17 protein-coding genes are annotated in these 24,180 nt (G+C 67.3%); 11 read left to right on the top strand and 6 right to left on the bottom strand.

Translation table 11 applies throughout. The features are described 5' to 3' along the window. Positions 1 to 66: 66 nt before the first annotated feature. Complete coding sequence (locus AC6A67_RS09215; protein ID WP_498036256.1) at positions 67 to 1,218, bottom strand: acyl-CoA dehydrogenase family protein; 1,152 nt, start codon at positions 1,216 to 1,218, stop codon at positions 67 to 69. A 128-nt stretch (positions 1,219 to 1,346) separates the two neighbouring features. Between AC6A67_RS09215 and AC6A67_RS09210 the strand changes: the two genes are divergently transcribed. Both AC6A67_RS09210 and AC6A67_RS09205 read left to right on the top strand, forming a co-directional pair. Beyond that, the gene (locus tag AC6A67_RS09210) at positions 1,347 to 3,815 is read left to right on the top strand and encodes a LuxR C-terminal-related transcriptional regulator (protein WP_498036255.1); all 2,469 of its coding nucleotides are present in this window, start codon (positions 1,347 to 1,349) and stop codon (positions 3,813 to 3,815) included. A gap of 324 nt (positions 3,816 to 4,139) precedes the next feature. Then, positions 4,140 to 5,744 (top strand): class I adenylate-forming enzyme family protein, encoded by a 1,605-nt coding sequence (locus AC6A67_RS09205; RefSeq protein WP_498036254.1) that lies wholly within the window; start codon positions 4,140 to 4,142, stop codon positions 5,742 to 5,744. 112 nt (positions 5,745 to 5,856) lie between these two features. Here the strand turns inward: AC6A67_RS09205 and galE are convergent, their stop codons facing one another. Together galE and AC6A67_RS09195 are read right to left on the bottom strand one after the other, a co-directional pair. Then, complete coding sequence (galE, locus tag AC6A67_RS09200; RefSeq protein ID WP_498036253.1) at positions 5,857 to 6,894, bottom strand: UDP-glucose 4-epimerase GalE; 1,038 nt, start codon at positions 6,892 to 6,894, stop codon at positions 5,857 to 5,859. 269 nt (positions 6,895 to 7,163) lie between these two features. Beyond that, positions 7,164 to 8,108 carry a hypothetical protein gene (locus AC6A67_RS09195; protein WP_498036252.1) on the bottom strand — a complete coding sequence of 315 codons (945 nt, stop codon included), beginning with the start codon at positions 8,106 to 8,108 and terminating at the stop codon, positions 7,164 to 7,166. Positions 8,109 to 8,763: 655 nt separating this feature from the next. On the opposite strand from AC6A67_RS09195, the gene AC6A67_RS09190 reads away from it, so the two are divergent. The 7 genes from AC6A67_RS09190 to glpK all read left to right on the top strand — a co-directional run bounded on the left by AC6A67_RS09190 (position 8,764) and on the right by glpK (position 16,923). Continuing rightward, on the top strand, positions 8,764 to 9,984 hold the full coding sequence (locus AC6A67_RS09190) for an acyl-CoA dehydrogenase family protein (RefSeq protein ID WP_498036251.1): 1,221 nt from the start codon (positions 8,764 to 8,766) through the stop codon (positions 9,982 to 9,984). A 146-nt stretch (positions 9,985 to 10,130) separates the two neighbouring features. Next, positions 10,131 to 10,352, top strand: coding sequence for an acyl-CoA carboxylase biotin carboxyl carrier protein subunit (locus AC6A67_RS09185; protein ID WP_498036250.1), 222 nt, complete (start codon positions 10,131 to 10,133; stop codon positions 10,350 to 10,352). A gap of 73 nt (positions 10,353 to 10,425) precedes the next feature. Further along, positions 10,426 to 11,400, top strand: coding sequence for an NAD(P)-dependent oxidoreductase (locus AC6A67_RS09180; protein ID WP_498036249.1), 975 nt, complete (start codon positions 10,426 to 10,428; stop codon positions 11,398 to 11,400). A gap of 93 nt (positions 11,401 to 11,493) precedes the next feature. Continuing rightward, the gene (locus tag AC6A67_RS09175) at positions 11,494 to 12,477 is read left to right on the top strand and encodes a glutathione S-transferase family protein (RefSeq protein ID WP_498036248.1); all 984 of its coding nucleotides are present in this window, start codon (positions 11,494 to 11,496) and stop codon (positions 12,475 to 12,477) included. Positions 12,478 to 12,683: 206 nt separating this feature from the next. Then, a complete protein-coding gene (locus AC6A67_RS09170) occupies positions 12,684 to 13,517 on the top strand; it encodes a metallophosphoesterase family protein (RefSeq protein WP_498036247.1) in 834 nt (277 codons plus the stop codon). Positions 13,518 to 13,840: 323 nt separating this feature from the next. Next, positions 13,841 to 15,385, top strand: coding sequence for a glycerol-3-phosphate dehydrogenase (gene glpD / locus AC6A67_RS09165; protein WP_498036280.1), 1,545 nt, complete (start codon positions 13,841 to 13,843; stop codon positions 15,383 to 15,385). Continuing rightward, positions 15,385 to 16,923, top strand: coding sequence for a glycerol kinase GlpK (glpK, locus tag AC6A67_RS09160; RefSeq protein WP_498036246.1), 1,539 nt, complete (start codon positions 15,385 to 15,387; stop codon positions 16,921 to 16,923). The genes glpD and glpK overlap by 1 nt, the downstream gene beginning before the upstream one ends. Positions 16,924 to 16,972: 49 nt before the next feature. Here glpK and AC6A67_RS09155 read toward each other — a convergent pair whose 3' ends face one another. Further along, entirely contained in the window at positions 16,973 to 18,265 is a 1,293-nt protein-coding gene (locus AC6A67_RS09155) for an NAD(P)/FAD-dependent oxidoreductase (protein WP_498036245.1), read from the bottom strand. A gap of 153 nt (positions 18,266 to 18,418) precedes the next feature. Beyond that, on the bottom strand, positions 18,419 to 19,735 hold the full coding sequence (locus AC6A67_RS09150) for a glycerate kinase type-2 family protein (protein ID WP_498036244.1): 1,317 nt from the start codon (positions 19,733 to 19,735) through the stop codon (positions 18,419 to 18,421). A 159-nt stretch (positions 19,736 to 19,894) separates the two neighbouring features. On the opposite strand from AC6A67_RS09150, the gene AC6A67_RS09145 reads away from it, so the two are divergent. Beyond that, positions 19,895 to 21,070, top strand: a complete 1,176-nt coding sequence (locus tag AC6A67_RS09145) for an ABC transporter substrate-binding protein (RefSeq protein WP_498036279.1) — start codon at positions 19,895 to 19,897, stop codon at positions 21,068 to 21,070. 188 nt (positions 21,071 to 21,258) lie between these two features. Beyond that, the gene (locus AC6A67_RS09140) at positions 21,259 to 22,470 is read left to right on the top strand and encodes an ABC transporter substrate-binding protein (RefSeq protein ID WP_498036243.1); all 1,212 of its coding nucleotides are present in this window, start codon (positions 21,259 to 21,261) and stop codon (positions 22,468 to 22,470) included. Between the two features lie 454 nt (positions 22,471 to 22,924). Here the strand turns inward: AC6A67_RS09140 and purU are convergent, their stop codons facing one another. Next, the gene (gene purU, locus AC6A67_RS09135) at positions 22,925 to 23,791 is read right to left on the bottom strand and encodes a formyltetrahydrofolate deformylase (RefSeq protein WP_498036242.1); all 867 of its coding nucleotides are present in this window, start codon (positions 23,789 to 23,791) and stop codon (positions 22,925 to 22,927) included. Positions 23,792 to 24,180: the final 389 nt, after the last annotated feature.

Raw genomic sequence — 24,180 nt, 5'->3', positions numbered from 1 at the left:
GCCCCACCTGCGCCCGGCGCCGGGCGAGCGCCCACGAGGCGCCGAACCCGCAGGTCTGGCTGTCGGTCAGATCAGCTTGGCGATTTCATCGAGCATCACAGCTGAGGCGCCGCCGCCGAGCGAATGCGGACGGGCGTCGCGCCACAGCCGTTCGATTTCGGCGCCGCTCATGTAGCCGGCGGCGCCATGCGCCTGCACGAACACGTCGGTGGCGCGCTTCAGCAGTTCAGGCAGCTGCGCCTTGACCACGGTGGATTCCAGCCGCGCCGGGCGACCCTGCGCCTTGAGGCTGGCGGTGTGGTAGAGCATGGTCTTGGCGGCGGCGAGCTCCATGACGATGCGCGCCATGTCGTGGCGGATGGCCTGCAGGTCCCACAGCACGCCGCGATAGGCCTCGCGCTGCTTCAGATGGGCGAGGGTGAGCGCGAGACCACGCTCGATCATGCCGACGCATTGGGCGCCGATGCTCAGCCGCTCGCGCTCGATGCCCTGCATCATCAGGTAAAAGCCCTTGCCTTCCTCGCCGAGCAGATTCTCGCGCGGCGCCCGGAAGTCCTCGAAGAAAATCTCCGACATGTCAGAGCTGAGCCAGCCGGTCTTGCGGAAGTTCTTGCCGACGCTGAAGCCCGGGGCGCCCTTCTCCACCACGAACAATGAGAAGCCAGCTGCGCCGCGCGCCTCGGGATCGGTTTTGGCGACGGTGACGAAGACATCGCCGCAGATGGCGTTAGTGATAAAGGTCTTCTGCCCGTTGAGAATGTAATCGTCGCCATCGCGCCGCGCCGTGGTCTTCATGCGCAGCAGGTCAGAGCCGCCCGAGGGCTCGGTCACCGCCAGCCCGGCGATGCGGCGTCCGGCCACCAGATCAGGCAGGAAGCGCTCGTGCTGCTCGGGCGTGCCATTGCGCAGGATCACCGGCGTGGTGATGTCGGCGTGGTCGCTGATCGCCGCCATGAAGCCGCCAATGCCCGAGCGGCCGAGCTCCTCGCCGAACACCACCGACGCCATGGCATCCTGATCGGCGCCGCCGAACGCCTCCGGCATGGTCAGCCCGAGATAGCCCAGCGCGCCCATGCGGGCGAACAGCGCCGCCGGCACGCCGCCCGCCTCGTCCCACGCCTCGGCATGCGGCATGACCTCCGCGGTGATGAAGCGTTGCAGCTGCTCCCTGACGGCGCGCAACTCCGGGCTCAAATAATCCTGGTCCAGATCAATCATCGGCGGCTCCCTGTATGGAGCCATCAAGCCAGGACCCGCCTGGCCAGAACCCATCCTTAAGATGGGGGGAATGTGTCATGATCGCCCGAAGATGGGGGAAACGGGCAAGGAAAAGGGGGGCGCGCGCCATGTATATCCGCAACAAGCCCCAGCTGTTGCGCGCCCGGCTGCTTGATGGCCTGACGCAATCAGTCGGCGCGGCGCGTTTTACGCTGATCAGCGCCCCGCCGGCGTCTGGCAAAAACACGCTGCTCGATCAGTTGCGGCGCCGGCTGCCTGGCCCCTGCGTCGAGCTCGCCGATGACGGCCAGCCGCTGCCGCAGGGCGGCGTGGCGATCCTGCGCAACGCCGAGCAATGGGCGCCGCAGCGGCTTGAGGCGCTGCTGCAGCGCGTCGAGCAGGGCGGCGAGGGCGGCCTGCGGCTGGTCATCTCCGCCAACCGGCCGCTCGACCATCTGTTGCCGGTGGCCCGGCTGCGCCGTCAGGTGATCAGCTTTGGCCCGGATGAGCTGGCGCTGTCGCGCTCCGAGGTGCGGGAGTTTCTCACCCCCGACGCCAGCCAGTTGATCGAGCTCGACGACCTCAATCGCATTTACCGGCGCATCGGCGGCTGGATCGGCGCGTGGAATATCGTCGAGGCCATGGCGGAAAATGGCGCCACCCTCGCCGAGATCGCCACGGCGATGACCGGGGCCCTGCCGGTGTTCCGGCAGTTTTTCAGCCAGCATCTTGAGGAGCTGGACCCGCCTGCGCGCGACACCATTCTGCGGCTGGCGCATTTCGATGAAGTGACGCCGGAGCTGATCTCCGCCGTGCTGCAGTGCGACGTGGCAAGCGGGCAGGAACTGGCCCACAGCCTGCCTTCCACCTGCCCATTTCTGGTGCGCCGGCATGATGGCGTCAGCTTCGCGCCCTATCCATTGTTTCGCGATTATGTGGCGCAGCTGGCGCAACGCAGCGCCGCGCAGCAATATCGCGACGATCTCAACGCCGCCGCCAAAAGCGCCTTGGAGCGGGCCGACTGGCTGCGCGCCGCCATGTGTTACATCCGCGCCGGCGCGCGCCAGACGGCGACGGCCCTGCTGGCCGAGCACACCGAGGAAATGATCACCAATCGCGGCGAGGTGGCGCGCTTCCGGCAGCTCACCCGGGCGCTGCAATCGGACAGCGATCTGGAGGCGTCGCTGGCCAGCGAGCTTGCCCTGGGCGCCATCTTCGCCGGCGCCTTCGGCCATGCCCGTAGCCTGATCGACCGCGCCCAGGCCCGGACCCCTGACGAGCTGGCGCGCAAGGAGGCCATCTCCTTGTGCATCAGCTTCGGCCGCGACGAGCTGGAGCATGTACGCGCCACTGCCCCGCAATGGCTGCAGCGCAACAAGGCCGCCAACCCGCGTTTCACCGCCATGGTGGCGGTGAGCCTGTTCTGGTCGGCGCTGGAGATGCTGGATATTGGCGCGGCGGAGCGGGCGCTGGCCACCGCGCGCAGCCACGCCCATCACGCCAACGCCGGCCTGATCCAAGACTGGCTGGCGGTGTGCGAGGCGTGCCTGTACTGGGAGCAGGGGCGCGTGGCCGATGCGGACAATCTGCTCGGCCGCACCACCGCCACCGGCCCGTGCAACCACACCATCAATCACGTGCGCGCCGCGCTGGCCTGGGAGCGCGGCGACATTCCATTCTGCCGCCATTTGCTGGCCAGCAGCCTGCACCGGGGCGCCCGGCACAGCGTCGCCGAGACCGCTTTTCTGGGCTGGTCCAGCGCCGCCGCGCTGTATTTCGCTGAAGGTCAGCCCGAGCGGGCGCTGCGCCTGCTGGGTGAGGCGGAAAACACCATGATGGCCCGCCACGGCGAACGCGCCCGGCAGATGATGCAGCTGGCGCGCGCCCGCATGCTGCTGCAGCTGACCGGCGCGAGCGACGCCGGCCATGAGCCGCAGCATGGAACGTCTCGGGCGGCGGCGCCGGCTCCGGTCGGGCGCTTTCCGGCGCTGGATGAGGCGCGCCGCCTGTTGCAGGCCCGGCGCCTGGCGCATGTCGGCGAGCACCGCCAGGCCATCTCCATCCTGCAGCCGATCGCCGCCCGGGCGCAGAAGCAGGGCCGCCTGCGCATCTGGGCCGAGGCCAGCCTGATTTACGCCGGGGCGCTGGCCCGGCTCGGCGAGGCTGAGCGCGCCGCCCGCGTCGCCTGGCCGGCGATCAGCCAGGTGGCGGCGGCGGGCGGCGGCCGCGCCATTCTGTCGGAGCGGCTGCTGCTGGCGCCCCTGCTTGATGATCTGCTACGCCGCGCCGCGCTGGATGGGGCCGATGCCCGCGCCGCCGCTTTGCTGGCCGAGCTGGGGCGCGCCTCGGGCGTCGCCGCTGAGGCTGGCCCTGCTGCGGAATTGGCGGAGGCGCCGCTGCCGCAGCTCACTGAAACCGAACGGCGTATTCTGGCGCTGGCCAACCGCGGCCTGTCCAACAGCCTCATCGCCTCGCATCTGCTGATCAAGGTCAGCACGGTGAAATGGCACCTGCACAACACCTTCGAGAAGCTGGCGGTTGGCTCCCGCACGGCGGCCATCGCCCAGGCGCGCAAGGCGGGCATTCCGCTCGACTGATACTGCCGTGAGCACGACTCATCGCACTTTGGTCAAGCCCGTGCGGTGTCTGAGCAATTCAGGATGCGGCTGCGTCAGCATCTTCGCATGCTGGTATGGGGTCGCTGCGCGAGGAGGGGGCGACGGCGGCGCGGGCATGGACAGCCGGCGCAGCCCAATCCCACGCGCGCCGGACTGGCGAAGGCCCCATCTAAAGGTTGGTGTTTGCCTGCCTTGCGGGCGGGAGGCTCGCTGCATCTGGCGCGCCACGGCTGGCGACAGTCCTGCGGCGGCGCCATCGCGATTCTGGCCCTGAGACCGGAACGCGGCATGGAGGAACGAGCGATGCAGGATCAGATCAGGACCGGTCTGGGGCTGTTTGCCCAGGCGGTGGCGCGGGCAGGCGATGGCACGGCCGTCTATTATTTCTCGCGCGAGGTCAGCTATCGGCAGTTTGACGCGGATTCAGACCGCCTGGCCGCCTGGCTCCGGGACCACGGACTGAAGCGCGGCGACCGCGTGCTGGCCTTCATGCAGAACACGCCGGAATTCATCACCACCCTGCTGGCGACATGGAAGGCGGGCGGCGTGTTCGTGCCGGTCAATCCGATGAACCGCACGGCGGAGCTGACCCATATCATCGAGGATGCGACGCCAGTGGCCATCGTGCTGGAGCCGCAATTGCACCAGGAGGTCTACGCCCGCCTGCCGGAAGGTCTGGCCCTGCCGTCAATCGTGCTGACCGCAGCGCCGCAGGCGGGCCTTGATGCGCCCGACCCGCGCCTGTTTGCAGCGGATCTGCCTGTCGAAGCGCCTGGCGTTCCGACCATTCAGGCGGCGATCGCGGCGGGTGGTGAGGTGGGACCAGTTGCAGAGCCTGCGCCTGAGGACACGGCGATGCTGGTGTACACCTCGGGCACCACCGGCAAGCCCAAGGGCGCCATCAGCCGGCACATCGACGTGGCGCGCGGCGGGGCGCTGGCCCAGCACAATATGCATATGCCTGATGGCGAGACTCTGCTGGTCATCGCGCCGCTGTTCCATATCACCGGGCTGGCGATGAACATCTTCGCGGCGTTCAACGCTGCTGGCTCGATGATCCTGAGCTACCGCTTCCATCCAACGGTGCTGATCGAGGCGATCCGCCTGCGTCGGCCGCACACCACGGTGGGCGCGATCACGGCGTTTCTGGCGCTGGCCAATGATCCGACTGCGACGCGGGAGGCGTTCTCAAGCTTCCGGATGATCGCCAGCGGCGGCGCGCCCATGGGGCCGGCGCATGTCAAGGCGTTCGAGGACAAGTTCGGTCACACGCTGATCGGCGGCTATGGCATGACCGAGGCGAGCGGCGTGGTGGTGATGGTGCCGGTGGGCGAGCCGCAGCGGGTTGATCCGGACACCGGGGCGCTGTCGGTGGGCAAGCCTGTGTCTGGCTGCACCATCACCATCGTCGGCGATGACGACCAGCCAGTTGGCCCTGGCGAGGTGGGTGAGGTGATCATCAACGCCAGCACCACCACGCCAGGCTATTGGCGGTTGCCGGAGGCCACCGCCGCGACCTTCCACCCCCTCGGCCTGCGCAGCGGCGATGTCGGCAAGCTCGACGCCGACGGCTGGCTCTATCTGGTCGATCGCAAGAAGGACATGATCATCGCCGGCGGCTACAAGGTCTGGCCGCGAGAGGTGGAGGACGTGATCTACCAGCACCCGGCCATCCGCGAGGCGGCGGTGGTCAGCGCCCCCGACGCCTATCGCGGCGAAACCGTCAGGGCCGTCGTCAGCCTCAAGGCCGGCGCCACATGCGCCCCCGACGAGCTCATCGCCTTCTGCAAGGACCGCCTCGCCGCCTACAAATACCCCCGCATGGTCGAGATCATCGACGAACTGCCCAAGACCGCCTCAGGCAAGATTCTGCGACGCTCATTGCGGGGCGAGCAGGCGCTGGGGTGAGGGGGCGCCACGATAGCCCAGGCTCTTGATACCCCCCGATGAGCATGGCCCATCGGGGGGGCAAGTTCGTGCGGCGTCTCGCATGGCGTCGCCGACGATGCGCGGGGCAAGCTTAACCCTCGTCTCCACTGCGATAGCCGCGCGGATTTTGCGACTGCCACTTCCAGGAACTCCGGCACATGTCGTCGAGGCTGCGTTCGGCGCGCCAGTCGAGAACTGCGGCGGCCCGTGAGGGGTCAGCGACATAAGCGGCGACATCGCCAGGGCGTCGTGGCGCGATCTGATAGGGCAGCGTCTTGCCGCAGGCGCGCTCATAGGCGCGCAGCACCTCATGCACTGTCGCCCCATCGCCGGCGCCGATGTTGAACACATCAGCGCCTGGCGCCGCATCGAAGGCGTAGTCCAGCGCCGCCACATGCGCTTTGGCCAGATCAACCACATGGATGTAGTCGCGCATGCCGGTGCCGTCGCGGGTGTTGTAATCGTCGCCAAAGATCGACAGGCGCTCCCGCAGCCCCACCGCCACTTGGGCGATGAACGGCATCAAATTATTGGGGAACCCCTGCGGATCCTCGCCGATCTCGCCGCTGTCATGGGCGCCCACCGGGTTAAAATAGCGCAAGGCCAGAGCGCGCGCGCCCGGCGTGGCCCGCGCCCAGTCGCGCAGCACCTCTTCGGCCATCAATTTGGTGCGCCCGTAGACGCAGGCAGGGCGGGGAGGCTGCTGTTCGTCAAGCGGCTGGATGTCCGGGTCGCCGTAGACTGTGGCTGAGGACGAGAAGATGATCGTCGGTTGCGGCATGCCGGCCATGGCGCGCAAGAGCCGGAGGGTGCCGCCCACGTTGACGTCGTAATAGTCGAGCGGCATCGCCTCGCCTTCGCCAACCGCCTTCAAGCCAGCGAAGTGGATCACGGCGTCGGGCCGGAATTCGTCGAAAATCGCTGCCAGCGCCGCGCCATCGCGGATGTCGGCCCGTTCGGCGCGAAACGGGCGCTGCGACAGGCGCGCCACCCGGGCCAGCGGCTCCGGCGAGCTATTGGAGAAATTGTCAATGACGCATGGCTCATAGCCTGCGGCGAGCAATTCGATCAGCGTGTGGCTACCGATATAGCCTGCGCCGCCGGTGACAATGACCCGCTTGTTGCTCATGGACAGACGTCGCTCCCGGGATGTGGTCGTCTGCGCTGCACGTGCAGCGTCGCTGACAACTTATGCAGCAATCGCCAGGCAATGTCGCGTGGGGCGGTGAGCGGTCCGGTCGCCGCGACCCAGCGCAGATGAATTGCGCCGGGCTGGCGCACTGGCGTCATAACAGAACCCGATGAGCATCACTCATCGGGTTCTGGCCAAGCCCGTGCGGCGACTGGGCGTTTTCGGTCGCGGATGCGTCAGCGGGTCGGCGGGCTGGCGGCCTGGCGTCAGGGCGCCTTGCGCGGTGTCGTGGCTGCCGCCAGCTTGAGGAAGCGGTCGCGGTATTTTGCATCCTCGGCGGTGCGGGCGATGAGGATCGCGCGGATGAAGCCGCTATCGCTGAAGCTGGTCACCTGGGTCACCGTCACCGGCACGCCGGTGGCGGCGTCCTTGCCCTCGCCCGATATGATGGTGCGCTCACCGTCGACCTTTTCATCCTTGACCGCCAGATCCTTGACATTGGCGACGGTGGCGAAAGCTGCGCGGGCGAAGCCCTGACGCTGGGCGGCAGGCGGCGCTCCGGCCATGCTGCCGGCGACGATCACCAGCGGCTGGGAGAAATCCTTCACCGTGTCCTGCGGGCCTTCGGTCAGCAGCAGCGCCGAACCGGCCACCGTGTTAACGACACGGAAGCTCGCCTTGTCCTTGACTTCAAACGGCAGGGCGTCGACCTGCTCACTGGCCGAAAGCTTGGCGCGGGTGCGGACGCCAAGCAACGCCTGCTCGATGGCGGCGTCGCTCAACTTGTCCTTCGCGGATTCGGGCGACTGGGCGGTGATCAGCACCGTTGCGTCCTTGCCGCCGCCGATGAGGATCCATTTGCGAAACACGCCGGCCGGGGTCTTCTGGGCGCCGGTCAACAGCACCGCCGGCTCGCCGCTGGCCAGCTTGACCTCGCGCGCCGGGCCCTTGACCTCAATGCCCTGGCCCTTGAGCGCATCAACCGTCATGCCGGTTTTCAATTCGCGCCACGCCTCGGCGGGCATGTCGACGAACAGGATCGATGAGCCGGTCGCCTCATCCTCAAAGCCAGCGAATTTCTTCGACTGGGTCATGCCCGCTGGCGGCGCAAGGCCAGCCACCGACGCGCCGGGGAACACCACCTCCGCAGCGCTCGCCCCGGTGATGATGGCGGCCGAGCACAGCAGCGCCCCCGCAATTGCAGACCTCATCGCCTTGCCAGACCGTGTCATCGTCAACCCCTGTGGTTGCGCGGCGCTGCGCCACTGGCCAGCTGCAAGTCGCCCTGATGGCGGCCTTGCCATGCTGGCGTCCGCCGCGCGCCGCCCTTGTCGCGCCTGATGGCGCCTGCCGCAGCGTTAGCTCATCGCTCCCCTTGCGCCCATGCGCTCTCACGCACCTTTGACGGGATGACGCCAGCGCTATCTGACGACAAAGCACAGTCTTGGCAGTAGCTTGGCGACGCGTTCGCTCCGGATTCCCATGGGGGCGTCGCCTCGGATACGGCTCGCCCAGGTCTCGGCTGCCATCTCAGGCCGATGCGCCGTAGCGGAAGCTGCGCGCGGCCCTCGTGGCGCACGCTCGGTCCGCCCTGCCGCCACCGGCCCGCGCGCGCCGTGATCGGCGCCACGCCGCCGCCTCCGTGCCCTTGCAGGGCGTGCGCCCGTTCACCACTGGCGCCGCGCGGCGGCGGGGTTTGTGGGCGCAATGGACAGCGCCCCTGTGGAGCGCCCGTGAGGAGCGCCCTTGAGGGGCGCGCGCTTATGTGCTTTTCCGTCAACAGCTTTACAGGGCGACGTCCTGGCGCTGCGCCCTGGGCGCCGTGCCCGACGGCGGCGTCCGCCCCCACGCCAGAGGAGACATCCGATGTCCGCAGCAGCTGGAGCCGCGCCTTTCGCCGGCCAGTTTGGTTTCGCCATTCCTGAGGAGCTGACGGCGCTCGCCGACCGCATCGGCGTGTTCGTCCGTGAACAGATCATTCCCTATGAGAATGATCCGCGCTGGGGCGCGCATGGCCCGTCCGATCAGATGCGCAAGGAGCTGGTGGCGCTGGCCAGGCAGGCTGGCGTGTTCGGCCCGCATGCGCCGGTGGAGTTCGGCGGCCTGGGTCTCGGCCACGTCGGCCGCGCCATCAGCTTCATCGCCGGCGGCTATTCCATGCTCGGCCCGGTGGCGATGCATTGCGCCGCCCCGGATGAGGGCAACATCCATATGCTGGAGATCGTCGCCAATGCCGAACAGCGTGAGCGTTATCTGAAGCCACTGGCCAGCGGCGAGGTCCGCTCCTGCTTCTGCATGACCGAGCCAGCCCCAGGCGCAGGCTCCGACCCGCGCCAGCTCGCCACTGTGGCGAAGCGCGACGGCGACGATTTCCTGATCAGCGGCCTGAAGTGGCTGATCACTGGCGCAGAAGGCGCCGCCTTCGCCATCATTATGGCCAAGATTGACGGCGGCGAGGGCGATGGCCGTCCCACCATGTTCCTTAGCCCGATGAACGCACCGGGCATCACCATCGAGCGGTCGCTGGATTCGCTCGACTGCTCGTTCGTCGGCGGCCACGGCGTCGTGCGCTTCGACAATCTGCGCGTGCCGCAGAGCGCCATTCTCGGTGAGGCCGGCCAGGGTCTGCGCTACGCCCAGGTGCGCCTCGCCCCGGCGCGTCTCACCCATTGCATGCGCTGGCTCGGCTCGGCCATGCGCGCCCACGACATCGCCACCGAATATGCCCGCAAGCGCACCGCCTTCGGCAAGCCGCTGGCCGACCATGAGGGCGTGTCGTTCATGCTGGCCGACAATCTCATGGATATCCATGTGGCGCGCCTGACCATCCTGCACACCGCCTGGCTGCTCGACCAGGGCGCCCAGGGCGGCAATGAAAGCTCGATGGCCAAGGTGATCTGCTCGGAGGCGATCTACCGGGTCGCCGACCGCTCGATGCAGATTCTCGGCGGCCTTGGCGTCACCCGCGACACCATGGTCGAGCGCATCTTCCGCGACGTGCGCTCGTTCCGCATCTATGACGGCCCGTCAGAAGTGCATCGCTGGGCCCTCGGCAAGCGCATCGCCGCTGGCGAACTCGCGCCCTGATCGTGAGCGCGGCGCGGGCGCGCCGTCGTCCGGCGGCGCGTCCCCTTGCTACACACTTGCCTATCGCCGCCCGGACGTTTCAAATGTCCGGGCGCACCAACAAGCATGACGCCCGATAACAGGGCGCAGACGAGGAAACGTTCCCCATGAGCATTGAAGCAAAAAGCGAGATTTCCGGCCGCGTGTTCCAGATCGCCGCAGAGATTGGCCAGCGCGTCGAAGAGGGTGACGCGGTGGTGATCCTCGAGGCGATGAAGATGGAGATCGCCGTCGAGGCGCCGAAGGCGGGCGTGGTCAAGGAAATCCGCGTGGCGGTTGAGCAGAATGTCGAAGAGGGCGATGTGGTCGCCGTCATTGATCCTGCCTGATTGCGCCTGATCCAGACGCCGTCAGGTCTGTCGACAAATCGCCAACAGCCGCCTTGCGAAGAGCCGCCCCGCCATGAGCCAGCCCGCCACACCCGCGCCCCCTGGGGCGCAGCCGATCGTCGTCGCCTCGCAACTGGGCGGCGCCTTCGCCGCGATCCTGCGTGAGGCTGGCGTAGAAGACGTGCGTGTGCACGATCAGCACACGCCGCCATGGCTGCCGGATCCTGAGGTCAATGTCATCGTCACCCAGCCGAAATGCTGGGTGAACGCCCCTGCGACCCAGCCAGCGGAGTGGCCAGGCAAGGTGCGCTTTGTGCAGCTCGGCTCGGCGGGGATAGATGGCTATCCGGCGTGGATGTTCAACGGTCCGGTGGTGGCGACCAGCCGTGGCGTCGCCGCGCCGCCGATTAGCGAATATGTGCTGGCCGCCATGCTGACCGTCGCCAAGGAGTTTGATCGCCTGGCCGTCTCCGGGCCAGAGCAGTGGAAGGCCCGCCGGCTGGGCGGGCTCTATGGCGCGAGAGTCGGGCTGGTTGGCTATGGGGCGATTGGCGAGGCGGTGGCGACGCGGGCCCGCGCCTTTGGCATGAACGTCAGCGCACTGCGCCGGCGCGGCGGCGTCGCAGCGGAGGGGGTTGAGCCAGCGGCGTCCCTCGCCGAACTCGCCGCCAGTTGCGATCATCTGGTGCTGGCGCTGCCGCTGACCCCGGAAAGCCGCGGCCTGATCAGCCGCGAGGTGCTGTTGGCCGCGAAGCCCGGACTGCATCTGATCAATATTTCGCGTGGCGGTCTCATCGACCAGCAGGCCCTGCTGGAGGCGCTCGATAGCGGCCCCCTGGGCTTCGCCACGCTTGATGTCACCGAGCCAGAACCGCTGCCGGCAGGGCACGCGTTCTACACTCATCCGAAAATTCGGCTGACACCGCATATTTCCTGGGCGGATTCCGACACACAAATGCGGCTTGGCGCGAAAGCCGCCGCCAATATCAACGCGTTTGCGGCTGGCGAGACGCCACGCGATGTGGTGTCGGCTGACGCGGCGTACTGAAGGACCTGTCGCAATAGTTGCTGACAGTCTCACCAATGGCCTGGGGGCAGGCTGGCATGGCGAGCATGACAAACAAAATAAGGGGAGAGCGTGATGCAATATCGTCTGATCGGGGCTGAGCTGTCGCCCTATTCGGTCAAGGTGCGGTCGTGGTTGCGGTACAAGCAATTGCCCCATGTCTGGCTGCATCGCGGCCCGGCGACCCAGGACGAATTTCAGAAGCACGCCCGCCTGCCGATCATCCCGCTGCTGATCACCCCCGAGGGTCAGGGAATGCAGGATTCGACGCCGATCATTGAGGCGCTCGAGGCGCAGCATCCGACGCCGTCGATCCATCCGGACGACCCGGTCGCCGCCTTCGTCTCGGCGCTGATCGAGGAGTTCGGCGATGAGTGGGGCAACAAGCCGATGTTCCACTATCGCTGGCGCCGCGATGTCGACGCCCAGTCAGGCGCCGAGCGCATTGTCGACGGTTCGATGCCCGACCTTGCGCCTGAGGCGCGCGACCGGGCCGTGGCCACGATGAAGGAGCGTATGGTCGGTCGCCTCGGGTTCGTCGGCTCATCCGACGCCACGGCGGCGTTGATCGAGGCGAGCCTCGACCGCATCCTCGCCGTGCTGGAGCAGCATCTGGCGACGCGCCCCTATCTGTTCGGCGGCCGCCCGGCGTTTGGCGATTTCGGCCTGTTCGCCCAGCTGTATGAATGCTCCACCGATCCGACGCCGGGCGCGATGATGCGGGCCAGCGCGCCCAACACCATGGCCTGGATCAACCGCATGCTCGACCCCAAGGCCGAAGGGGCGTTTGAGAGCTGGGATAGCCTGAAAGGCACGCTGACGCCGCTGCTGGCCGGTGAAATCGCAAAGGTGTTCCTGCCATGGACGCGCGCCAATGCGGCGGCCGTCGCTGCCGGCGCGCCCAGCTTCACCGTGCAATTGCCCGACGGCGCCTTTACCCAGGACACGCAGAAATACCACGCCCGCTCGCTGGCGGCGCTGGGGCAGAAATATGCCGAAGCGGCGCAGAACCCGGCCGTGCCGGCGGCGCTGGCTGAAGCTGGCGTGGCGCTGGGCTGAGCAGGGGGCGCTGTGTCTAACGCAAGCGGCGGCGGCAAGTGAAGGCTGCAAGTGCGGGATGCAAGGGAAGCCGACAGTGAAGGCGGCGACCGGCGTCGTCGCTCTGTCATCGGCGGGCGCGAACATGGCTCGCCGCAGACGCGCGCCGGCGACGTCCCCCTTGCGTTGAGCGTACGACGCGGCCTTCCCATGAGAGGAGAGGCCTGATGCTCATCGCCCTGATCGCCGACAGCCACGCCGCCGCCCGCGCCCCGGCCTTCAACGCCAATCTCGCCATTGTGCTCGCCGACATCGCCGCGCGTCGTTGTGATCTGATCATCCATCTCGGCGATATCAGCGCCGACGGCGTCAGCCGGCCAGACGATCTTGCTGAGGCGAGGGCGCTGTTCGCCGCCGCCCCGGCCCCGGTGCTGTTTCTGCCCGGCAATCATGACATCGGTGAAAACCCGCCATCTGGCGTCGCCGGGGGCGAGGCCGTGGCCACGCCGTTCAACGCCGCTCGGCTCGCCGACTACATCAACCTGTTTGGACCAGACCATTGGCGCCGCGACGTCGCCGGCTGGCGGCTGATTGGCGTCAACAGTCAGTTGTTCGGCGCAGGGGCGGCGCTGGAAGAGGCGCAGTTCAGCTGGCTGGCGCAGACCATCGCCGGGGCGCAGGGGCCGCTCGCTCTGTTCCTGCACAAGCCGCTGGCGCTGGCGGATAGCGCGACGACGCCGACCCATCCGCGCTATGCGCCGCCGCCACAACGGCGCCGGTTGATCGAGGCCTTCGCCGGGGCTGATCTGCGCGTCATCGCCTCCGGTCACGTCCACCAGCAGCGTCTCATGCGCAGTCATGGGGTGGATCATGTCTGGGCGCCGTCGGAGGCGTTCACCATTCCCGACGCCATGCAGGAGAGCATTGGCGTCAAGACGCCAGGCTATGCGCTGCTCACCCTCGACAAGGACAGCCACAGTCTGGGCTTCGTCACCCCGCCTGGACTACGCAATCATTGCCTCAGCGATTTCCCCGAGGTGTATCCCGAACTGGCAGGCTGAAGGCGGCGCAACAGACGGCGGCTTGCGCTGTCGCCAAACGTGGAGTGTTCGGGCCGCGCCGTTTCGACTAGCCTTGCGCAGGCCGTCGATACAGGCGGCGTTGCGGAGGCCCCCCATCCATGAGCGCAAGCGCACAGCAGCGACCAGGCGTCGCCATCCCAGGAGCTGCATGCGCAGGCAGTTTTGATGCGCTCCCAGGCGATGTGGTCGTCGCTGACACAGGCGTCGCCAGCGCCCGCGCCAGCGAGTTGGGCCAGGGCGTGGTGGTTTTCGGCGAAGCCGCGCTCACCCAGCCGGACGCGTCGACGCCTGGGCCTGTGGACATGCTGGTCATCGGCGGCGGCGTCAATGGGTGCGGCGTGGCGCGCGACGCGGCGGGCCGCGGCCTTTCCGTTACGTTGGTCGAGCAAGATGACCTGGCGTCATGGACATCATCAGCCAGCACCAAGCTGATCCACGGCGGGCTGCGCTATCTTGAGCACTATGCCTTTCGTCTCGTGCGAGAATCGCTACAGGAGCGCGAGCGCCTGCTGCAGCTGGCGCCACATCTGATCACGCCGCTGCGCTTCGTGCTGCCGCATGAGCCCGGCCTGCGCCCGGCCTGGATGATCCGCCTCGGCCTGTTGATCTATGACCATCTCGGCGGCCGCAGCAGCATGCCCGGGGCGCGCGGTCTGCGCCTCAGCGGCAGCCAGGAAGGGGCGCCGTTGCAGCCCCGGCTTACGCGCGGCTTCAGTTATTTTGATTGCCGCGTCGACGACAGCCGGCTGGTGGCGCTCAACGCCGTCGATGCGGCGCAGCGCGGCGCCCGCATCCTGACCCGCACGCAGCTGGTCAGCGCCCGCCGGGTCGGCGCCCTGTGGGAGGCGCAATTGCGCGACGCCCTTGGCCGTGAACGCCTGGTTCGCGCCCGGGTGCTGGTCAACGCCGCAGGGCCCTGGGTCAGCGCGGTGCTTGGCGGTCGGCTCGGGGTGAAGGGGCCGGAGCGGCTGCGGCTGGTCAAGGGCAGCCATATCGCCGTGCCATCGCTCTATGAAGGCGATCACGCCTATCTGTTCCAGAATGGCGATGGCCGGGTGGTGTTCGCCATTCCGTGGCGCCACGGCCTGACGCTGATCGGCACCACGGACACGCCGTTCGACGGCGATCCGGCCACGGCGGACATTTCCGCTGAAGAGATCGCTTATCTGTGCGCCAGCGCCAGCGAATATTTCCGCCAGCCGGTGCGGGCGGAGGAGGTGGTCGCCAGCTTTGCCGGGGTGCGGCCGCTGTATGACGACGCCGCGCAAAACGCCAGCGCCGTCACCCGCGACTATGTGCTGGCGCTCGACGTTTTTGGCGGCGAGCCGCCGGTGCTGTCGGTGTTTGGCGGCAAGATCACCACCTACCGGCGGCTCGCCGAGCATGCGCTGGAAAAGCTGTCGCCCTGGCTGCCGCACGCCGGCCCGGCCTGGACGGGCACGGCGCCCTTGCCCGGCGGTGATCTGGCCAGCGCGCTCGCCGAAGCAACGGACAACGGGCGTCGCAAGCCGCTGGGCGCCGCCGCATTGCTGCCTGCCTTTATCGCGCACCGGCGGCGACGCTACGCCTGGGCGCCGGCCGCGCTGGTCGAGCGTCTCGCCCACGCCTATGGGGCGCGCATTGACGCCATCCTCGCCGGCGCCAGCCAGCCAGATGACCTTGGCGAGCATTTTGGCGCCGGGCTGTACGCCGCCGAGGTGGCCTATCTGATGCGGGTCGAGTGGGCCCGCTGCGCTGAAGACGTGCTGTGGCGCCGGACCCGCCTCGGGCTGGCGCTCGACGCGGCGGAGCGCGGGCGCCTCGCACAATGGATGGCGGAGAACACTGACATGGCAGGAGCGTGCTGATGCGGAATTATGTAGGCGCCATCGACCAGGGCACGACGAGCAGCCGCTTCATCATCTTTGACCGTGACGGGGCCATTGTGGCGCTCGACCAGCGCGAGCACCAGCAGATCTATCCCGGCCCTGGCATGGTCGAGCATGACGCCATGGAGATCTGGCGCAACACCTGCGCGGTGATCGCCGGGGCCATGGCCAAGGCCGGTTTGCAACCCACGGACCTCGCCGCCGTCGGCATCACCAACCAGCGCGAGACCACATTATTGTGGGACCGGCTCACCGGCGCGCCGGTGCACAACGCCCTTGTCTGGCAGGACGCCCGCGTCAATGATCTGGTCGCCGCCTTTGAGAAAGACGGCGGCAAGGATCGCCTGCGCGCCAAAACCGGCCTGCCGCTGACCAGCTATTTCTCCGGGCTGAAATTGCGCTGGCTGCTCGACCACGTGCCGGACGCGCGGCGGCGGGCCGAGGCGGGCGAGCTGATGTTCGGCAATATCGACGCCTGGCTAATGTGGCGACTGACCGGCGGCCCGGAGGGGGGCGGGGAGACCGGGAGCGGTGAGACCGGGGGCTGCCTGCATGTCACCGACGTCACCAACGCCAGCCGCACGCAATTGATGAACCTCGCCACCCTGCAATGGGACGAGGAGATTCTGGCGCTGTTCGACATTCCGGCGGCGATTTTGCCGCGCATCGTCTCGTCCAGCGAGGTCTATGGCGCGGCGCGCATTCCCTGCCTCGAGGGCGTGCCGCTGGCTGGCATCCTCGGCGACCAGCAGGCGGCGCTGTTCGGTCAGGCCTGCCTTGCGCCTGGCGACATCAAGAACACCTATGGCACCGGCTGTTTCATGCTGATGAACACCGGCGAGCGGCCGGTGCCGTCGCATTCGGGCCTGCTGACCACGGTGGCCTACCGGCTCGGCGAAGCGCCGCCGGTCTATGCGCTGGAAGGCTCCATCGCCATCACCGGGGCGCTGGTGCAATGGCTGCGCGACAATCTCGGCCTGATCTCGCGCAGCGAGGAGGTGGAGCACCTCGCGCTGAGCGTGCCGGATAATGGCGACGTCTATTTTGTGCCGGCGTTTTCCGGTCTGTATGCGCCGCACTGGCGTGAGGACGCCCGGGGCGTCATCGTCGGGCTGACCCGCTTCGCCGGCAAGGGCCATATCGCCCGCGCCGCGCTGGAGGCCACGGCGTTCCAGACCTATGACGTGCTGATGGCGATGCGCGAGGATTCCGGCCTCGCCGTCACCGCCGTGCGCGCCGATGGCGGCATGGTGGCCAATGAATTGCTGATGCAGTTTCAGGCCGATCTCATCGGCGCCGATGTGGTGCGCCCGGTGGTGACTGAAACGACAGCGCTGGGCGCCGCCTATGCTGCGGGCCTCGCCGTTGGCTTCTGGGCCTCGCCCGACGACATCACCAGAAACTGGCGCTCCGACCGGGTGTTCACGCCGCACATGGACGGCGCGGCGCGCGGCGCGCTGCTTGGCCGCTGGCGCGAGGCCCTGCAACGCTCGCTCAACTGGGTGGCGCCGGGCTGAGCCTGCGCCATGGGCGCGGCGCAACCGCCACCGCGCCACGCCTCACAACCTAGCTGGCCATGATTTCCTTCATGGTGCGCCCAGGGTCGGCGAGCAGCGCCGGATCCACGGTCTTGCGATTGTGGATCATCATTTTCGCCGCCATGAATTCCTGCGGCGCATTGGCGGCTTCCACCGCCATCAGCCGGCCCTGGCGCAGGTGGAACACCGCGAAGCGACCGCCCGCCGGATCGCCGCGCGTCACCCGCACATCGGAATCAAACGGCAGACCGGCGATCTGCAGCTTCACATCATATTGGTCCGACCAGAACCATGGCGTCTCGCCCGCTGGCGCCGGTTTGCCGGCGATAGCGCAGGCGGCCTGGCGCGCCTGTTCGAGGGCGCTCGGCACGCTCTCCAGCCGGGCCGTGCGCTCATACAGCGGCAGCGGCCGGTGGGTGACGTCGCCGATGGCGAAGATGTGCGGATCACTGGTGCGCGCCGCCTCGTCAACGATCACGCCATTGTCGCAGGCGAGGCCCGTCGCCGCGGCGATCTCGGCGTTGGGAATGGCGCCGACGCCGACCAGCACGGCGTCGCAAGGCAGGCTTTCGCCGCCAGAGAGGCGCACGGCGGTGATCCGGCTATCCCTGATGTCGAAGCCGTCGATATGGGCATCGGTGCGCAGATCCACCCCATGGCTGCGGTGCACGCGGCTGAAGAAATCGGACATCTCCGGGCTGGCGACACGGGCCAGCACCCGTTGCTCACGCTCCAGCACCACCACATGGCCGCCGGCGGCCAGCGCCGAGGCCGCCACCTCAAGGCCAACATAGCCTGCGCCGATGATCACCAGCCGCTTGCCGGGCCCGAGACTGGCCTTGAGCGCATCAGCGTCGGCGCGGCTGCGCAGGGTCAGCAGGTTGGCCGGCTGCGCGCCGAGCCCCGGCAATGGCCGTGGCCGTGCGCCGGTGGCGATGATCAGCCAGTCATAGTGCTCCGCGCCGCCGTCCGACAGGGTCACGCTGCGAGCGGCGCGGTCGATGGCCAGCGCGGCGACGCCGAGGCGCAGATCAATCTGGTTCTGGCCATACCAGTCATCGCTTTTCAGCGCGAGGGCGTCATGGCCAGCCTCGCCCTTCAGCCACGCCTTCGACAGCGGCGGGCGCTGGTAGGGCGCATGCGGCTCCTCGCCCGCCAGCACCACCGGACCGGCGAACCCGGCCTGGCGCAGCGCCACCGCCGCCGCGCCGCCGGCATGGCCGGCGCCAATGATCACCACCTTGCCGTGTGCGTCCTGATGGCTCAACGCGCGCTCCTGCTCCGGTTCGCCTGCCTGGCCGAATACTTGCCGCTGGCTCATGTTGTCCCCCCAACCCCTCTGGCGCTTCGCTCCTTGCCAGCCGGGCGGGCGATATTGTGAGGCGTTTGTCCCGAAAGTGGAACAGGCCTTGTCTCGCGCCCATGCCCAACCTTGGTCGAAGGGGTGGGACCAGGCGATGCGCCACAGGCGGCCTCACACCACCAGGATGGCGCGGAAATCGTTGACATTGGTCAGCGTTGGCCCGGTGACCAGGCTGTCGCCGAGCGCGCTAAAAAAGCCGTGGCCATCATGATCGCGCAGGCTGGCGCGGGCGTCGCGGCCAATGGCCCGTGCGCGCATCAGGCTGTCGGGCGTCACCAGCGCGCCGGCGATGTCGGCCATGCCATCGACGCCATCGCTATCGGCGGCGAGGGCGTAAATGCCTGCTGCGCCGTCAAGCTGGAGGGCGAGGCCGAGCAGGAATTCAACATTGCGCCCGCCGCGCGCCCCGGCGGGCGGCGGCGCCCGCAGCGTGACGGTGGTCTCGCCGCCGCTGAGCAGCACGCAGGGCCTGCCGAACGGCGCGGGTTCTGTGGCGGCATAACGTGCGACGCCCGCCAGGGCGCGCCCGACCTCCGCCGCCTCGCCTTCAAGGGCGTCGCCGAGGATCAGCGGGGTAAGGCCCGCCGCCCGCGCCGCCGCCGCCGCCGCCTGCAATGACAAAAGCGGCGCGGCGATGATGCGCGTCTGCACATGGGCGAGGCGCGGATCGCCCGGCTTGATGGTCTCGCTGGCCGGATCATCCAGCCACGCCCTCGCGGCGGGGGCTTTGACGCCATGGCGATCGAGGATCGCCAGCGCATCGCGCCGCGTCGTCGGATCGGCCACGGTCGGCCCCGAGGCGATGACCGAGGGATCATCGCCAGGCACATCCGAGATCAGCAGCGCGATCAGCCGGGCGGGCGCGACGCGGGCGGCGAGGCGGCCGCCCTTGATCTGTGACAGGTGTTTGCGCACCGTATTGATGTCGCTGATCGGCGCGCCGCTGGCCAATAGCGCGTCATTGACCGCCTGCTTGTCGGCCAGGGTCAGCGGCGGCGCCGGGGCAGGAGTTAGCGCCGAGCCGCCGCCGGAGATGAGCGCGATCACCAGATCATCCGGCGTCAGATCGTCGAGCAGCGCCAGCATCTCCTGGGTGGCGGCGACGCCAGCGGCGTCTGGCGTCGGGTGGCCAGCTTCGCGCAGCTTGATGTGGGCGCAGGGAACCGCGTGGCCATAGCGGGTGATGACGAGGCCCGCGGGACGCGCAGCCGGATAATGCTGCGCCCAGCGCCGCTCCAGCGCCTGGGCCATCGCCGCCGCCGCCTTGCCCGCGCCAATGACGATGGTGCGCCCACGCGCGGCGGGCGGCGGCGGAATGTCGGCGAGAACGGCATTGAGCGCCGGGCCCATGATCTGGGCCGGATCTGCGGCGGCGAGGGCGGCGTCAAACAGGCGCCGCAGAACGGCTGTAGCTTCAGACGGCGACATTATGACTTTCGCAGCATTGCATTAGCGGGCGACGGCGGCCAGCATGCGCTGCAAATCCGCGCCACGCCACGCCGTCGGCGCGACAATCACAACATTAAAGAGGGAAACGCCCAATTGACGCTGAAGAAATATTACGCAGGCCTGTCCATCGCCGTGCTGATGGCGACCGGCGCGCTGGCCGGCGCCGCCACTGCGGCCGAGAAGAAATACGATCCGGGCGCAACCGACACCTCGATCAAGCTCGGCCAGACCGTGCCGCACAGCGGCCCTGGCTCGCCCTATGGCGCGCTGGGCCGCGCCGCCACCGCCTATTTCGAGATGCTCAACGACACCAGGGGCGGCATCAACGGCCGCAAGGTGACGCTGCTGTCGCTGGATGATGCCTACAGCCCGCCAAAGACCGTGGAGGCCACCCGCCGGCTGGTGGAGCAGGAGCAGGTGCTGGCGCTGTTCTCCTCGCTCGGCACCGCCACCCAGGGCGCTGTCCAGAAATATCTCAACAACAAGGGCGTGCCGCAGCTGCTGCTGAACACCGGCGCCGGCCGCTGGAACGATCCGAAGAACTTCCCGTGGACCACGCCTGGCCTGCCCATGTACGCCACTGAAGCGCGGGCCTTCGCCAAATACATCACCACCCACGTCAAGGAGCCGAAGATCGGCATCCTCGCCCAGCACGATGAGCTCGGTAAGGAATATATCCGCGAGCTGAAGGCGGAGCTGGGGCCGAAAGCCAAGGATCTGATTGTCGCCGAGGAAAGCTACGAGCTGGCCGATCCCACCGTCGACAGCCAGATCGTCAAGCTGAAGAACGCCGGCGCCAATGTGTTCTTCAACGTCACCACGGGCAAGGCCACGTCGCAATCGATCCGCAAGGTGGCGGAGATTGGCTGGAAGCCGCTGCACGTCCTGATGAGCGGCTCGACCTCGTCCAACCTCATCCAGGCGGCGGGCGCCGATAACGCCGTCGGCATCGTCACGGTGAAATACCGCAAGAACGCCGGCGATCCGCAATATGCCGACGATCCGGCGATGAAGGAGTTCGAGGCCTTCCGCGCCAAATATCTGCCGAATGTCGATCCGGTGAATGACCTCGCCTTTATCGGCTACGCCCAGGCGGTGGTGATGGGCAAGATCCTTGAGGCCGCGGGCGATGATCTGACGCGCGCCAATGTGCTGAAGCAGGCCACCAACATGAAGGGCGTGACCTCGCCGGCGCTGATCGAGGGCGTGACCTATAACACCAGCCCGGACGACTATTCGCCGTTCAAGACCCTGTATATCGCCCAATTTGACGGCAAGCTGTGGAAGACCAAAGACAAGCTTACCGTGAACTGAGCAGCGATAGTCCGCTGTATTTGCGCGGCTTTACCGGTTGCGCTGCCATAGATGCATATGTCGCCCGTCAGTCATGCGCTGACGGGCGGTTTTTCTTTCTGGTCAGCGGCGCCGTCTCCCCCTAGATTGCCGCGCCGGCAGGTTCATGCCGGACAAGAGCTCCGCCAAGGAGCGCAGGGGGAAACACGATGAAGCTGATCCGCACCGCTGCTGTTGCAGCGGCTGGCCTGCTTATGGCCGCAAATGTCGCCGTCGCCAGCGAAAAGAAATACGATACCGGCGCCAGCGACACGGAAATCCGTCTCGGCAACACCATTCCATACAGCGGCCCGCTGTCCGCCCACGGCATTCAGGGCCGGGTGGAAGTCGCCTATTTCAAGATGCTCAACGAGACCCAGGGCGGCATCAATGGCCGCAAGGTCAATCTGATCTCGCTGGACGACGCCTTCTCGCCGCCAAAGACGGTGGAGCAGACCCGCAAGCTGGTTGAGCAGGACGAAGTGCTGGCCACCTTCGCCAGCGTCGGCACCGCCGCCCAGTCGGCCGTGCAGCGCTATCTGAACCAGAAGAAGATCCCGCAGCTGATGGTGTCGACGGGCGCCGCGAAGTTCGACCAGCCGAAGGTCTTCCCGTGGACCACGCCGAGCTCGATCACCTATATCGACGAAGGCAAGGTCTATGGCCGCTATCTGGCCAAGGAGAAGCCTGACGCAAAGGTGGCGATCCTTTATCTCAACGACGACTTCGGCAAGGACTACGTCCAGGGCTTCAAGGAAGGCCTCGGCGACAAGGCCAGCAAGATGATCGTCAAGGAGATCACCTATGAAATGGCTGATCCGACCATCGACAGCCAGATCCTCGCCGCCCGCGCCAGCGGCGCTGACACGTTCTTCAACGTCACCCTTGGCAAGGCCACCTCGCAGTCGCTGAAGAAGATGGCCGAGATCGGCTGGAAGCCGCTGCACTTCATCTGCAGCCCGTCGGCTGGCCGGATCTATCTGGAGGCCGCTGGCCTTGAGAACGTCCAGGGCCTGATGTCGGCGCATGCGCTGAAGCAGGTGTCGAGCCCGAAGTGGGCCAATGACCCTGACGTCAAGGGCTACAAGGAATTTCTCAAGAAGTACCTGCCCAACGACGACATCACCAATGAGATCGGCTTCACCACTTACATGCTGTCGCATGTGATGGCGCATGTGCTGCGCGAGGCTGGCGACAATCTCACCCGTGAGAACATCATCAAGATCGCCACCAACCTGAAGGATGTGAAGGTTCCGGGCCTGCTGCCTGGCGTCAAATACACCAACAATCCGCAGAACTACGCGCCGATCCGCGAGCTGCAGCTCGTCCGCTTCGAGAAGGACGATTACGTGCCCGTCGGCGAGGTGATCAGCGCCCGCTGAGCATAACGGCGCCCTGACACGGTTGTCAGGGCGCTTCCCGCCGCCGGGGACGCCCTGCGGCGCCGCGGCGCATGACGCTGACGAGCTGAGCGTGACGCGGGGGGGCAGAGCGTGGATGCCCGTGACGAGCACGGGCATGACGGTAGCAATAGCGGATGGCGTCGCCTAAGGGGCGGCGTCAAAGCCGTCTGGCGGCAAATCTCGCGCTTGCGCCACATCTCGCCCTGCGTGAAACGCTACATTCCGTCATGCCCGTGCTTGTCACGGGCATCCACGTCTTGCCGTGGCGTCCGGACAACGTGGCTGCATCCATACCCGAAAAACCCCGCCAGGCGACTGGCGGGGTTTTTCACGTTGACGGGCCGCAATGCGACGGCGCAGAGATCCGCGATCATATCAGGCCGCGAAGATGCTGACGCATCCGCTGCCCGACATGCTCAGTCGCCGCACGGGCTCAGTCGCGGAACACCACGGTCTTGCGGCCGTTGAGGAACACGCGGTCATCGAGATGCCAGGAGATGGCGCGGGCCAGCACGCGGCGTTCGATGTCGCGACCCTTGCGCACCAGATCTTCCGGCCGGTCCTGATGGCTGATGTGCTCGACGTCCTGGGCGATGATCGGCCCTTCGTCGAGATCGCTGGTGACGTAATGGGCGGTGGCGCCGATCACCTTGACGCCGCGCGCATGGGCCTGGTGATAGGGCTTGGCGCCCTTGAAGCCGGGCAGGAAGGAGTGATGGATGTTGATGCAGCGTCCAGCCAGCTCGTTCGACAGCTCTTCCGACAGGATCTGCATGTAACGCGCCAGCACCACCAGCTCGGCGCCGGTGTCAGCGATGATGGCGCGGATTTCGTCCTCCTGCGCCGCCTTGGTCCCAGGCGTCACCGGCAGATAATGGAACGGCAGATCGCCAATATCGGCCATGGCGTAGGTTTCGCGCGGGTGGTTGGAGACAATGCCCACCACATCCATCGGGATCTCGCCAATGCGCCAGCGATACAGCAGGTCGGTGAGGCAGTGATCGAATTTGGAGGCCAGCAGCAGCACCTTGCGCCGCACGCTCTGGTCGCGCACCGACCATTTCATGCCAAACCGCGCCGCAGGGCCGGCGAAGGCGCTGCGCGCCTCTTCAAGCCCCGCTTCGCCCACCACCACATTGAAGGTGACGCGCATGAAGAACACGCCCGTTTCGGTGTCGTCATACTGATTGGCGTCGAGAATATTGCCGCCCAGCGTGAACAGCGTGTTGGCGACTGCGGCGACGATGCCCGGCTGGTTGGGGCAGGCGAGGGACAAAACAAACTGACGCGACGGCGACATGGCGACCCATAATTTGCATGCGGACAGGGATCACGCCCTGACGCTGACAGTAATGACGGCGAGGATGGCGCATGTGAACAGGCGCCGGGCCTGCGGCACGGCCCGACGCCACAGCGCCACGCCAGTGCTGAACGACAGGTTAATCCATCACCCGCCCACGACTGATGGACCAGATTTCCTCCAAAACAAATAGGCGCGCGCTGATTTGGCGTCGGAAGCGCAGGCCGGTTGCGTGAAACGAGGATGCGAAGATGCTGACGCATCCGCATCCTGAAATGCTCAGGCGCCGCACGGGCTGAGCCAGAACCCGATGAGTCAAGCTCGTCGGGTTCTGGTATGACGCGCGGCCTTGCACGGGCGCACCACAGTCCCGCCAGGCGGATCGCCCG

This window comes from Camelimonas sp. FR25 (assembly GCF_059740505.1).
This window is presented reverse-complemented; position numbering and strand designations above follow the sequence as displayed.